The following is a 13,190-nucleotide window of genomic DNA, read 5'->3' on the forward strand; positions in this document are numbered from 1 at the left end:
GACCGGCGCCGGTCACGCGCTGGCCGCGATCCGCAGTACGTCGTCCAACAAGGCGGCGGCGGTGACTTCGGCCCCGGCGCCGGGGCCCTGGATTACCAACGGCTGTTCGCGGTAACGGTCGGACCAGATCGCGACCTTGTTGTCGGTGCCGGTGCCGGCGGCCAGCGGATGATCCTCGGGCAACGACTCCAGGCTGACGCGCGCCTCGCCCCGACCATTCTGGATATGTTCCAGGCGCGCGATGAAACGCAGTTTGCGCCCGTCCTTGCGTGCGGCAGCGAATCGCTCACGCAACGCGGCATCGAGTGCGGGCAATGCCGCATCGACCTGGTCGCGGGGCAGCGCGGCAAGCGCTGCAGGCACCAGCGACTCGACCTCCACCTCATTGCTGTCCAGCGCTACCCCGGCGCTGCGGGCAAGGATCAGGATCTTGCGCCGTACGTCGTCACCCGACAGGTCCTCGCGCGGGTCGGGCTCGGTGTAACCCGCCTGTCGTGCCTGGCGGACGAAGCCGGAAAACGGACGCTCGCCGTCGTAATGATTGAACAGCCATGCCAACGAACCCGACAGCACCCCGGCGATCGCATGAATACGGTCACCGCCGGCTTGGAGCTCGCGGATCGAACGCAGTAGCGGCAAGCCCGCGCCCACCGTGGCGCTATCGCCGTAGCAGGCACCACCGTGCGCGGCAGCCGTGCGAATCCTGCGCCAGCGTGACAACGAGCCGCCCTGGCCGAGCTTGCAGGCGGTGACTACGTGGATGCCGCGGGTAAGCCATTCGGCATGGCGCTCTGCCACCGCTTCGCTGGCAGTGGCGTCAACCAGGATGCGCGGGCCGCTGTTACCCAGACCGGGCGCGACGTGGTCGAGATCAAACGCATTCGCCATGGACGCAGGCGTGTGCGGTGACTGCACGGCCGCAGCGCCGAATGATCCATCGGGACAGGGACAAAGCCCCCCGTCGTCATGCAACCCCATGCGTGAGTTGGCCACCACAACCAGCGACACGCGATCACCCAGCGGCGTGCCGGCCCAACCCGACAGCCGGGCCAGCACGGCGCTGCCGACATTGCCGGTGCCGAGCAACGCCAGCCGCGCGGGTCCCGGTCGGTAGGCCGCGACAGCCTCCGGTGACCGCGCGAGCACCGCCGCCGCGGCGCTCATTTCGCCACGCGTTTGTTGTCGACGCGCGTCGCCTGCACGCGCTCCAACGCGGCGGTGATGTCGGCGACCAGGTCATCGACATGCTCGATGCCGACCGACAACCGCAGCAGCCCGTCACCGATGCCCGCTTTCGTCCGCGCTTCGGCCGACATGGCCGCATGGGTCATCGTCGCCGCGTGCGCAACCAGGCTTTCCACGCCGCCCAATGACTCGGCCAGGGTGAAGTACTCCAGCCCATCCAGGAATGCGCGTACCGCTGTTTCTGCATCCAGCTCGCCATGCTCCGTCTCACCATGTTCCAGCTCGACACTCAGCATCGCGCCGAATCCGCTTTGCTGGCGCGCGGCAACGGCATGGCCCGGATGGCTCTCCAACCCCGGGTAATGCACCACGCGCACGGCCGGGTGCGCATCCAGCAACTCGACCAGGGCGAGGGTATTTTCCTGATGCACGCGCAGGCGCGCATCCAGCGTGCGCAGGCCGCGCAAGGTCAGGAAACTGTCGAACGGCGACCCGGTGATACCCAGGCAATTGGCCCACCACGCCAATGTCTGGTGCACCTCGGCATCTTTGGCGATCACCGCCCCGCCCACCACGTCGCTGTGGCCGTTGATGTACTTGGTGGTCGAATGCACCACCACGTCGGCGCCAAACGAGATGGGCTGCTGCAACGCGGGTGACAGGAAGGTGTTGTCAACCACCACCCGCGCGCCGGCCGCATGCGAGGCCTCGATCACGAAGCGCAGGTCGGTGATGCGCAGCAACGGATTGGATGGCGTTTCGATCCATACCAATGCCGGGCTTTGCGCCAATGCCTCGCTCAGCGCGCGCGCATCGGTCAGGTCGACCGTGATCAACTGGAACGCACCCTTGGTGGCCAGCGCATCGAACAAGCGCCAGCTGCCGCCATAGGCATCGTGCGGTACCACCAGCCGGTCACCTGGCTTGAGCAATGCGTTCAGCACCAGGGTGATCGCGGCCATGCCGGTCGCGGTGATCACACCGCCTGCGCCACCCTCCAGCTCGGCCAGTGCCTCGCCGAGCAGATCGCGGGTCGGGTTGCCACTGCGGGTGTAGTCGTAGGTGCGCTTGTCGTTGAAGCCGGCAAAACTGAAATTGGACGACAACACCAACGGCGGTGTCACCGCACCAAACGCGAGGTCGCGGTCGATGCCGGCACGCACCGCGGTGGTGGAACGATGACCTTGACGACAGTCCAGCGAATGCAGGCTCATGCCGATGCCCGCGCGTCGGCTTCGACGGATGCCTGTGCATCGGCGACATCCAGCAACGCCTCGCGCAGGATGCGGTCGATCGCTTCGGGTTCCTTGAGGAAGGCATCGTGGCCGTACAGCGATTTCAACACCTGCAGGCGGGTCTCGCCACGCAGGCGTTCGACCAGCTCATAAGCGTCGGCCACCGGCACCAACCGGTCCTCGGCCACCGCGACCACGGTCACCGGCACCCGCACCGTTTCCGGTGACAGCGCCTGCAGGTCGATCGACTCGGACAAACGCACGAATGCGGTCGCGGCGGTGCGGTTGGCGTAGTGGTTTCCGCAGTGCTCCAGATAGTCCTCGGCTGCCACGCGCACCTGGCCATTGACCACCTTGGCGGCGCCGAAACGGCCGTCGAACTCCTCCGGCGTGCGGTAACTCAGGATCGCCAACTGGCGCGCCAGGACCAGCCCGTGGGTATCGTCGCATTGCAACGCACCCAGCGTGACCGCACGTCGCTGCAACGCGCGCCACGCGCTGGCATAGGGATGGGAACGATGGCAGCCGCTGATCGCCACCAGCCGGTGCAGCCGGCTCGGGTACAAGGCGGCGAACTGCAGGCCGACCATGGCGCCGTACGAGCAGCCGATGAAGGCGGCCAGCCGCTCCACGCCCAAGCCATCCAGTAGCGCGGCAATCGCATCGGCCTGGTCGGCCGGATCGATCGGTGCGTCCAGCGCACCGTCGCTGCCGACCCAGTCGAGTGACAAAACGGCGTGTTGCCCGGGATCCAGCGCACGGCCTGAACCGCACTGCGCGTCCCACCAGCCGGCATCGCCGAAGGCCGCACTGGCAGCGACGTGACGGTCGGCGGAGATGCCACCGGCCACCAGCACCACCGGCAACCCGGGATCTCCGATCCACTCATAGCGCACCACCAGCGCGCGCCGGCCGGCATGGCGAAAATCAAGCTCGACCCGGATCTCGCCACGTCGGGCATGGCCAGCCGCAGCGGTATCGGCTGAGACGTTCAGGGACGACGGGATGGCAAACGGGGTGGCAGACGGGGCAAGTTGCAGGCTCATGGCGGCTTCCGGAGTGGCGGGAGCCATCGAGCAGGATGGCCGGTCCACCCCGAGGGCGAGCCGGACAACCATCTTCCGGTGACCGGCCAGAGGACCGGTTACCGCAGGAATTGGCACCTTCGCGCCGCTTGCGCTGCGCTAGGTTGCCCCGGCTTCAAAGGGCCTGTCCCTCTGCCGGTCTCGATGGATGCGAAAGAGTCTGCCAGCGTATTTTCGAAGTGTCAATCGCTTTATCCGGATTGAGCGATTGATAAGATCTTCCAGCTACTGAGATCTCGGCGCTGCCGACAAACCACTACACTGCCGCCCCATCGCCGCCCGCCTCATTGAAGATACCGCCGCATGATCCGTCGCCTGCTTGCCATCGCCTGCACCGCGCTCCTGCTAAGCGCGTGCGCCACGGTCTCCGTCCCGACAACCGGGCTTCACACCGTCGCAGAGCGCTACATCTCCGAGCCGTATCCGGAAGCCGAGCTGGATTCGCTGGCGACCTGGCACGCACACGACGGCAGCACCTGGTTGATCGCCAGCGCCAAATCCACCCACGAGCTGATGGTGTTCGATGTCGACAGCGGCGCCTTGTTGCGCACCATCGGCGGCAAGGGCAAGAACTCCGGACAATTCAACCGGCCCAACGGCGTGGCCGTGCATGGCGACCGCCTGTTTGTCGTGGAACGCGACAACCACCGACTGCAGGTGTTCGACCTGCCGGGGCTGCAGCCCCTCGCAAGCTTCGGCGAGGACGTGCTGCGCAGCCCCTACGGCCTGTGGATCAACGACACCGCACCGGGCGAGATGGATATCTACGTCACCGACAGCTTCATGTACGGCGAGCGTTACGACATCGTGCCGCCGCTGCCCGAGCTCGACCAGCGCGTACGCCGCTTCCACGCGCACACCGATGCAACCGGTGAATTGCAGATTAATTACCTCGGGTCGTTTGGCGAGACCACGGAGCCCGGGGCGTTGCAGGTGGTCGAGTCGATCGCCGGCGATGCCGCCCACGACCGTCTGCTGATTGCCGACGAGCATGGCGCTGCCGCAGCCGGCGCAGCCCCGTATCCCTCCGGCAACCAAAGTCGCCGCATGTCCACCTTGCGCGAGTACACCCTCGACGGCCGCTACACCGGCGTCAGCCTGCCATCGGGCACGTTCGCGGCCGATGCCGAGGGCATTGCCTTGTGGCAGTGCCGCAATGGCGCCGGTTACTGGGTTGCGGTCGACCAACACGACCCATTGACGAGCTTCCACCTGTTCGAACACAACAATCTGCGTCCGGTGGGCAGCTTCCAGGGCCAGTTGACCTCCGGTACCGACGGCATCGCCTTGCACGCCGCCAGCACGCCGGCATTTCCTGATGGCGTGCTGGTCGCCGTACATGACGATCAAGCGGTGGCCACATTCGATCTGGTGGATATCGCCAATGCCCTTGGCCTTTCCGCGGATTGCACTGGCGCCCGATGACGCGCTCCCGGCGACTGGTTCCGGGCCTGGCGATCGCGTTGATGGGCATCGTTCCGATCGCGCTCGCCGGCACCCTGTACCGCTGGACCGATGCCAACGGCGTCAACCATTACGGCGACCGCCAGCTCCGGGACACCGCTCCCCCGGTGGAGAGCGGCAGGATTCCGGCGTTCGTCGAACCCACGGCGATCGCCCGGCTGCGGATCGAGGCACGCGGCAGCGAGTACTACGTCTGGGCCGACAACCAGCTGAGCGGTCCGATCGAGGTGATGCTGCATTACCGGCACCACCGCAACACCACCAGCGATCCCGCACTACCGGCGCGAGCGACGGTTCACACCGGCGGCAGCACCGTGGTGTCGGTACTGCGAGCAACCGATCCTGGCCAGCCGGTGGACTTCGACCTGCGCATGGACAGCCTGCCGGGCAACCCGAGCGCGGCACCTGGCGATACCACCTACCTGCTGCCGGTGGCGCGCGACACCGCGGAAATCGACCAGGGCTATGGCGGAACCTTCAGCCACGACGACCCGGAAAATCGCTATGCGGTCGACTTCGCGGTACCGGTCGGGACACCGGTACTGGCAGCACGTGGCGGCGTGGTGATGCAACTGGAAGAGGGCTTCGAACGCACCAGCCTGGACCGGGATGCCTACGCCGGCCGCGCCAATTTCATCCGGCTGCTGCACGACGACGGCGCGATGAGCCTGTACGCCCACCTGCAGGTCGATGGGGTGCTGGTCCAAGCCGGCCAACGCGTCACCGCCGGCCAGCAAATCGGCCTGTCGGGAAACACCGGCTTCACCACCGGTCCACACCTGCACTTCGTCGTGCAGGTGAACCGTGGCATGCGGCTGGTCTCACTGCCATTTCGCATGCAGGGCGTCGAGATTGAACCATCGCGTCCCGCCGCTGCGTTGAGCAGCGACGTCGCCGGAGGGTGACCGCGATGCCGGATCAGGCCGCTTCCGCCTGGCCCAACTCTTCGGACATCGCCCGCCACCTGGGAAGTTTGTCGAGCATGCCGACCGCGTGCAGGTAGCCTTCGTCCACCGGCGTGTCGCGCACCAGCGCGGCGGCGACATGCACCGCGCCGGTGACCCAGAAGCCGGTGGAACGCATGCGGCGTGGCCGGGATTGATGGGCCACGGCCTCCACGATGGGCATCGGCAGCCCCCACAGGCCAAGCAGGTACGCGCCAGCCTCGGCGTAACCCGGACTGGCCGCACTGATGTCCGCATCGCCGTCAGGCTCGGATGCAAGTTCCGGGTCGGTCTCGCCACCAATGCCGGGTAACAGCAGGCCCACCTCGGCAAGCAGCCCGGCGGTGGCCGCCAACTCGGCACTGGGGCCGGCCAGCAGTTTCCGGGCCAGGCGCGACGTCGCCAGTGCGCGCCATTGCATCGCCTCCCGGTCAACATTTGTGGTCTCCTCGCCGGATCCGCCAAAGGCCTCACTGACCAGGACCAGTTGTCCCAGCATGCCCATTCCCAGGCGGGTCACCGCCGAACGGATATCGGTAATCTCCCGTCCGGCGGAGAAAAATGCGGAGTTGCACAGTCGCAGCACCTTGGCCGCCAGCGCCGGATCCTGTGAAAGCACATAGGCGATCTCGGCCATGCTCACATCCGGATCGCCCATCAGCTGCACCAGTTCGATATACATCCGCGGCGCCGGCGGCAACGACTCGACCTGCCCGACACTTCGTTTGAGCTCTTCGTTGTCCAGCAACTCCCGCAGATCGATGAACCCCTCGACCGCATCGATCAACTCCCCGCCGTCCAGTGGTTTGTGCAGTACGCGGTGCGCGCCAGCCAGGGCGTGCATGGCCTCGCCACCCTGCCCGCGCTCCAGCAGCAGGATCCGCACCGCATCGGGGTGCTTGGCCCGCAGCTCGGTCAGCACGTGGGAGCCATGCAAGCCCAGGTCCGTGACCAGTACGTCGACCTGCCGGCCCAGGGTAATGACGGCGGCAGCGTCAGCGACGCACTCAACCTGCCAATCCAGTCCGAAATCGGCAAGCACCAACTTCAGCTCATCGGCCTGTCCTGCATCCTCACCGGCAATAACTATGAACACTGATAATTCTCCATGGACGTGGCGAACGAATCGTCCGCCCAACCGCGGTAGCGGCCGGCGTCAGCCGGACTTTAGGGCCGTCCGGACCCCGGTCACATTCGCCACCCCCTATAATTGCGTCCTTCCCCGCTCTGCTGGCGTGCCCGTGCGCGCCGTCCCCATGTCCGATGTTTCCCAGCAGGCGCTGCGCCGCCGCACCTTCGCCATCATTTCCCACCCCGATGCCGGCAAGACCACGCTGACCGAGAAGCTGTTGCTGTTCGGCGGCGCGATCCAGATGGCCGGCTCGGTCAAGGGCCGCAAAGCCGCCCGCCATGCCACCTCCGACTGGATGAAGCTGGAGCAGGAGCGCGGCATCTCGGTGACTTCCTCGGTGATGCAGTTCCCCTACAACGGGCACATCGTCAACCTGCTCGACACCCCGGGCCATGCGGACTTCGGCGAGGACACCTACCGGGTGCTGACCGCGGTCGACTCGGCGCTGATGGTGATCGACGTGGCCAAGGGCGTGGAGGAGCGCACGATCAAGCTGATGGAGGTCTGCCGGCTGCGCGACACGCCGATCATGACCTTCATCAACAAGCTCGACCGCGAGGGCCGCGACCCGATCGACCTGCTCGACGAGGTCGAGAGCGTGCTGGGCATCCAGTGCGCGCCGGTCACCTGGCCGATCGGCATGGGCAAACGGCTCAAGGGCGTGGTCCACCTGGTGACCGGTGAGGTCCACCTGTACGAGCAGGGGCGCAACTTCACCCGCCAGGATTCGACCATCTTTTCCTCCATCGAGGACCCCGGGCTGGAAGCGCGGATCGGCGCGGCGGCCCTGGCCGAGGCACGCGGGGAGCTGGAGCTGGTCCAGGGCGCCAGCCATCCGTTCGAGTTGGACAAATACCTCGCCGGCGAACAGACCCCGGTGTTCTTTGGCTCGGCGGTCAACAATTTCGGCGTGCAGCTGCTGCTGGACTTCTTCGTCAAGCATGCTCCCAGCCCGCAGCCGCGCGCGACCACTACCCGTGACGTGGATCCGACCGAAGACAAGCTGACCGGCTTCGTGTTCAAGATCCAGGCCAACATGGACCCGCAGCATCGCGACCGGGTCGCCTTCATGCGGATCTGCTCGGGCAAGTTCACCGCCGGCATGAAGGCCTTCCACGTGCGCACCGGCAAGGAACTCAAGCTCGCCAACGCGCTGACCTTCATGGCCAGCGACCGCGAGATCGCCGAGACCGCTTACTCCGGCGATGTGCTGGGCATCCACAACCACGGCACCGTGTCGATCGGCGACAGTTTCAGCGAAGGCGAGCCGATCACCTTCACCGGCATCCCCAACTTTGCACCGGAACTGTTCCGGCGTGCGCGCCTGCGCGATCCGCTCAAGCTAAAGCAATTGCAGAAGGGCCTGGCCCAACTCAGCGAAGAGGGCGCGACCCAGTTTTTCCGGCCGCTGATGAGCAACGACCTGATCCTCGGCGCGGTCGGCGTATTGCAGTTCGAGGTGGTCGCCTACCGGCTGAAGGCCGAGTACGGCGTGGATGCGATCTTCGAGTCGGTTGCCGTCTCCACCACCCGCTGGATCCGTTGCGACAACGAGAAGAAGCTGGAGCAGTTCCGCGACAAGAATGCCAGCCACCTGGCCCTGGATGCGGCCGACCAGCTGGTCTACCTCGCCCCGACCCGGGTCAACCTGCAGTTGGCACAGGAGCGCGCGCCGGATGTCGAATTCCTTGCCACCCGCGAGCAGGCGCATGCGGTGAGCGTGAGCTAGCCACTGAACGCGCCACAACGTATTCACTCCCGCTTTACCGGCCAGTATCGAAGGTGGACAGCAATGTCCTCCTGAGGGTTCCGACCGATGCCAGCCCCCGCAGCCGCGGACGCGCCACAGCAACCCGGCGGCCAGACCTCCGGCGCCGGCAACGCTGGGCGCTGGTGGCAACCGCCGCGCCGCCACCCTTGGCTGACGGCATTGGGCGTGCTGGTAGTGGCACTGGTCGTGCTGGTCCTGCTGTGGGACTGGAACTGGTTCAAGGGGCCGGTCGAACGTCAGGTCGAAGCGCGTACCGGGCGCGAGTTCAAGATCGGCGGCGACCTGGATGTCGACCTGGGCTGGGTGCCGACGGTCCACGCTGACCAGCTGAGCTTCGGCAACGTCGACTGGTCACGGCAGCCGACCATGGCGACCGCCGACCGGGTCGATATCAGCATCGACCTGCGCCGGCTGTTGCGCGGCGAGGTCCGCATTCCCGAACTGCGCCTGGCCGCCCCCAGGTTGAACCTGGAAGCGAACCCGAAAGGCGGCGGTAACTGGCAGTTCGGCAGCACCGGCGGCGATACCGACCTGCAGTTCCGGCGCGTGTGGATCGACGACGGCAAGCTTACGTTCCTGGATGCCGCGGCCAAGACCGACATCACGGTCGATGTGACCAGCACGCCGGCGCGCGACCCGCGCAACGCCCCGCCGATCAAGGTCGACGGCGGCGGGCACTGGAACGACAGCAAGTTCACCCTGCAAGGCAGCGCCGAATCGCCGCTGGAGTTGCGCGACACCGAAGCCCCGTACCGCATCGACGTCCACGCACAGGCCGGCGCCACCAAGGCCCATGCCCGCGGCACCCTGCGCGACCCGTTGCGCCTGCGCGATTTCGACCTGCAACTGACGCTTGCCGGGAAAAACCTGGAAGACCTGTATCCGCTGATCGGCGTCGCGCTGCCACCAACCCCGCCCTACACACTCGACGGGCGCCTGACCCGCGACATCAAGGGTGCAACTACCATCTGGCATTACGACAAGTTCGCCGGCACCGTCGGCGACAGCGACCTGGGCGGCGATGCCGCCTTCACCACCGGTGGCGAGCGGCCTTTCCTGCGCGCGAACCTGCACTCGAAGCGACTGGATTTCGACGACCTCGCCGGCTTCATCGGCGGCGCGCCGCAGACCGGCAATGGCGAGACCACCAACCCCGAACTCGCCGCCCAGGCGGCGCAGCAAAAAACCAGCGCGCGCGTGCTGCCCGACGCGCCCTACCAACTCGAAAAACTGCGCGCGATGGACGCCGACGTGCGCCTGAAAGCCACGCGCATCAACTCGCCGTCGCTGCCGCTGGACGACATGGACGCGCACCTGAAACTCGACGCCGGCCTGCTGCTGCTGGACCCATTGAACTTCGGCGTCGCCGATGGCCAGATCCGTTCGACGGTGCGCATGAACGCGCGCGAGGCGACCATCCACACCAAGGCCGACGTGGCCGCCAGCGGCCTGACCCTCAGCGAACTGCTGCCCACGGTGGAACTGGTCCAGAACGCCATCGGCAAGCTCAGCGGCCATGCCACCCTGGACGGCAGCGGCAATTCGATCGCCGCGATGCTGGGCAGCAGCGACGGCGATGTCGCGCTCGGCATCGGCCAAGGCAAGATCAGCAACCTGCTGATGGAGATGGCCGGCATCGATATCGCGGAGATCATCAAGTTCAAGTTGACCGGAGACCAGCTGATCCCGATCCGCTGCGCGTTTGGCGACTTCAAGGTCGACGACGGCGTGATGACGGCGCGCGCGCTCGCGGTCGATACCACCGACACGATCCTGGTCGGCGAAGGCACGATCAACCTCGCCACCGAGCAGCTGGACCTTGTCATCAAGCCGCGCCCGAAGGATCGCAGCCTGTTCGCCTTCCGCGCGCCGTTGCTGCTCGATGGGACATTCAGGGACCCGGACTTCCGCCCGGACATGGGCGCGATCGGCCTACGCGCCGCGATCGCGCTGACCCTGGGCAGCATCGCTCCACCGGCCGCGTTGCTGGCGACGCTGGAACTGGGTCCGGGCGAGGATTCGGGCTGCGGCGGCAAGTACGCCAAGTAGCGGTGCCGTGCCCCGTGCCGGGTCGCACCGCGGCCGTGCTTCAGCTGGCGATGTATCGCTGCAACTGGTCCAGCTCGACCTGCTGGTCCTCGATCACCGCCTTCACCAGGTCGCCGATCGATACCAGCCCCAGCACCTCGCCCTCGACCACCACCGGCAAGTGGCGTATGCGCTGGTTGGTGACCAGCGCCATGCAATGTTCAGCGGTGTCATCAAGGCCCACGGTGAGTACATCGACGGTCATCACCTCGCGCACCGGCGTGGTGGCCGACGAGCGCCCCTGCAACACGATCTTGCGCGCGTAGTCCCGCTCCGACACGATCCCGGCCAGCCGGCCATCGTGGATCACCAGCAACGCACCGATGTGCTTCTCGGCCATCAGCCGGATCGCGTCGATCATCGGCGCATCCGGGCCGATCACATAAACCTCAGAGGCTTTCGCTTCGAGCAGGTGCCGTACGTTGCGCATGGCCTTGTCCTCCTACGGGATGAACCTGCTCCGAGCATACCCCGGACGCCGGCTGCCAGGCGTCCACCAGGTACAGCGGGCGCTGCTTCGATTCCTCGTACAGCCGGCCCAGGTACTCACCGATCAGTCCCAGCGCGATCAACTGCACCCCACCCAGGAACAGGATCACCGCCATCATCGTCGGCCAACCCTGCACCGGATCTCCCCAGAACAGCGCCTTGCCGATCACCCACGCGCCATAGGCAAACGCCACCAGCGCCGTCAGCAGCCCCAGGTAAGTCGCCAGCCGCAGCGGCGCGGTGGAAAAACTGGTGATGCCTTCCAGGGCGAGGTTCCACAACCGCCACAGGTTGAACTTGCTCGCACCGGCCAGCCGCGCCTCGCGATGGTAGGGCAGCGAAACACGATTGAAGCCGACCCAGCCGAACAAGCCCTTCATGAAGCGATGGCGCTCACGAAGCTGTCGCAGCGCGTCCAATGCCCGTGGCGACAACAGGCGGAAGTCACCGGTGTCGGCCGGGATCGGAGTCTTCGACAGCCGCCCGATCAACCGGTAAAACACGTGCGCCGTCGCGCGCTTGAGCCAGCCCTCGCCCTCGCGAACCAGCCGGGTGCCAAAGACATCATCATGGCCTTCGCGCCACAGGCCGACGAAGCGCGGAATCAACTCCGGAGGGTCCTGGCCATCGGCATCCAGGATCATCGCCGCCCCGCGCTCGACCCGGTCCAGGCCTGCCGTCAAAGCCAGCTCCTTGCCGAAGTTGCGCGACAGGCGCAATAGCGAGATGCGGGGATCCGCCGCCGCCAACTGCTGCATCACGCTCCAGCTCGCGTCCACGCTGCCATCGTCGACGTACAGCACCGTGCCTTCGATGCCGTACTCGTCGGCCACCACCTGCAGTGCCGCGGCGATGCGCGGCTGCAGCAGCGACAGGCTTTCCGCCTCATTGAAGGCCGCAACGACAACGGTCAGGCAATCATCGGGTGAGGGTTGGCTACTCATTGCGGCATGGTATCCGACCGGGCGCGGTCCACGCCGCCGGGCCCGCTACTTCTGGTCGGGCTCGCGTCGATCCAGGCGCTCCAGGTAGGCGACGCCGCCAATCTGCCGCATCTGTTGCTGGATCTGCCGGGTGCGCCGTTGCACATACGGTCCCGGGCTGGTGGCGCTGTAGCGCTTCGGACTTGGCAACACCGCCGCCAGACGCGCCGCCTCGGCCTGGGTCAGCTGCGCGGCGTCCTTTCCAAAGTAGCGCCGCGCCGCCGCCTGCGCGCCGTATACGCCGTCCCCGAACTCGGCGACGTTGACGTAGACCTCGATGATGCGCGACTTGGGCCACATCAATTCCACCAACGCGGTGTACCAGGCTTCCATGCCCTTGCGCACCCAGCTGCGACCGCTCCACAGGAACAGGTTCTTGGCCGTCTGCTGGCTGATGGTGCTGGCACCGCGCAATTTGCCGCCACGCTCATGGCGCGCGCGGGCTTTCCGGATCGCCTTCAGGTCGAAGCCGTGATGGTCTGCGAATCGCTGGTCTTCGGATGCGATCACCGCCACCGCCAGATGCGAAGACACCTGGCTGCGATCACGCCAGTCGTAGGCGATCCGGAAGTCGCGGTCGCCCTCGCTCCAGGCGTCCAACTGGCGCGCGGCCATGAATGCGGTGAACGGCGGATCGACGAAGCGCAACACCGCCACTTGTACTGTCGTGACCAGCAACCACAGCAGTGGCAACGCCAACAGCCACCGGACCCAGCGTCGGCCGCGTGGGACGCGGTTGCGGCGGTTCCCGCTTACACCTTGCGTCTTGCCTGACAAGCCCCACCTCCGAGGTTCAACCTCCCGCGCTCAAATG

At 66.5% G+C, this 13,190-nt stretch carries 11 protein-coding genes and 1 riboswitch; of the genes, 4 read left to right on the plus strand and 7 right to left on the minus strand.

Annotation, left to right across the window (positions count from 1 at the left end):
* Nucleotides 1–12: 12 nt before the first annotated feature.
* Genes ACW7G1_RS13055 through metX form a run of 3 tightly spaced genes read right to left on the minus strand, consistent with a single transcriptional unit; the run spans nucleotide 13 to nucleotide 3,466 of the window.
* Nucleotides 13–1,164 carry a homoserine dehydrogenase gene (locus ACW7G1_RS13055; RefSeq protein ID WP_456980197.1) on the minus strand — a complete coding sequence of 384 codons (1,152 nt, stop codon included), beginning with the start codon at nucleotides 1,162–1,164 and terminating at the stop codon, nucleotides 13–15.
* Nucleotides 1,161–2,399, minus strand: coding sequence for a cystathionine gamma-synthase (metB, locus tag ACW7G1_RS13060; protein ID WP_456980198.1), 1,239 nt, complete (start codon nucleotides 2,397–2,399; stop codon nucleotides 1,161–1,163). The genes ACW7G1_RS13055 and metB overlap by 4 nt, the downstream gene beginning before the upstream one ends.
* A complete protein-coding gene (gene metX / locus ACW7G1_RS13065; protein ID WP_456980199.1) occupies nucleotides 2,396–3,466 on the minus strand; it encodes a homoserine O-succinyltransferase MetX in 1,071 nt (356 codons plus the stop codon). The genes metB and metX overlap by 4 nt, the downstream gene beginning before the upstream one ends.
* 65 nt (nucleotides 3,467–3,531) lie before the next feature.
* Nucleotides 3,532–3,656: riboswitch (SAM riboswitch) on the minus strand.
* Nucleotides 3,657–3,808: 152 nt separating this feature from the next.
* On the opposite strand from metX, the gene ACW7G1_RS13070 reads away from it, so the two are divergent.
* Nucleotides 3,809–4,930 (plus strand): phytase, encoded by a 1,122-nt coding sequence (locus tag ACW7G1_RS13070; protein ID WP_456980200.1) that lies wholly within the window; start codon nucleotides 3,809–3,811, stop codon nucleotides 4,928–4,930.
* Nucleotides 4,927–5,874, plus strand: a complete 948-nt coding sequence (locus ACW7G1_RS13075; protein ID WP_456980201.1) for a peptidoglycan DD-metalloendopeptidase family protein — start codon at nucleotides 4,927–4,929, stop codon at nucleotides 5,872–5,874. The genes ACW7G1_RS13070 and ACW7G1_RS13075 overlap by 4 nt, the downstream gene beginning before the upstream one ends.
* Nucleotides 5,875–5,887: 13 nt before the next feature.
* Here the strand turns inward: ACW7G1_RS13075 and ACW7G1_RS13080 are convergent, their stop codons facing one another.
* Nucleotides 5,888–7,009 (minus strand): HDOD domain-containing protein, encoded by a 1,122-nt coding sequence (locus ACW7G1_RS13080; RefSeq protein ID WP_456980202.1) that lies wholly within the window; start codon nucleotides 7,007–7,009, stop codon nucleotides 5,888–5,890.
* 160 nt (nucleotides 7,010–7,169) lie between these two features.
* On the opposite strand from ACW7G1_RS13080, the gene ACW7G1_RS13085 reads away from it, so the two are divergent.
* Nucleotides 7,170–8,774, plus strand: a complete 1,605-nt coding sequence (locus ACW7G1_RS13085; RefSeq protein WP_456980203.1) for a peptide chain release factor 3 — start codon at nucleotides 7,170–7,172, stop codon at nucleotides 8,772–8,774.
* A gap of 87 nt (nucleotides 8,775–8,861) precedes the next feature.
* Complete coding sequence (locus ACW7G1_RS13090) at nucleotides 8,862–10,865, plus strand: AsmA family protein (RefSeq protein ID WP_456980204.1); 2,004 nt, start codon at nucleotides 8,862–8,864, stop codon at nucleotides 10,863–10,865.
* A 40-nt stretch (nucleotides 10,866–10,905) separates the two neighbouring features.
* Here the strand turns inward: ACW7G1_RS13090 and ACW7G1_RS13095 are convergent, their stop codons facing one another.
* From ACW7G1_RS13095 to mtgA, 3 genes are read right to left on the minus strand one after another with little or no spacing between them, the layout of a single operon-like run.
* Nucleotides 10,906–11,334, minus strand: coding sequence for a CBS domain-containing protein (locus tag ACW7G1_RS13095; protein ID WP_456980205.1), 429 nt, complete (start codon nucleotides 11,332–11,334; stop codon nucleotides 10,906–10,908).
* A complete protein-coding gene (locus ACW7G1_RS13100; RefSeq protein ID WP_456980206.1) occupies nucleotides 11,294–12,337 on the minus strand; it encodes a glycosyltransferase family 2 protein in 1,044 nt (347 codons plus the stop codon). Before ACW7G1_RS13100 ends, ACW7G1_RS13095 begins: the two co-directional genes overlap by 41 nt.
* 45 nt (nucleotides 12,338–12,382) lie before the next feature.
* Nucleotides 12,383–13,153 (minus strand): monofunctional biosynthetic peptidoglycan transglycosylase, encoded by a 771-nt coding sequence (gene mtgA, locus ACW7G1_RS13105; RefSeq protein WP_456980207.1) that lies wholly within the window; start codon nucleotides 13,151–13,153, stop codon nucleotides 12,383–12,385.
* Between the last annotated feature and the right edge of the window lie 37 nt (nucleotides 13,154–13,190).

The sequence above is a fragment of the Lysobacter sp. A378 genome (genome assembly GCF_054052125.1).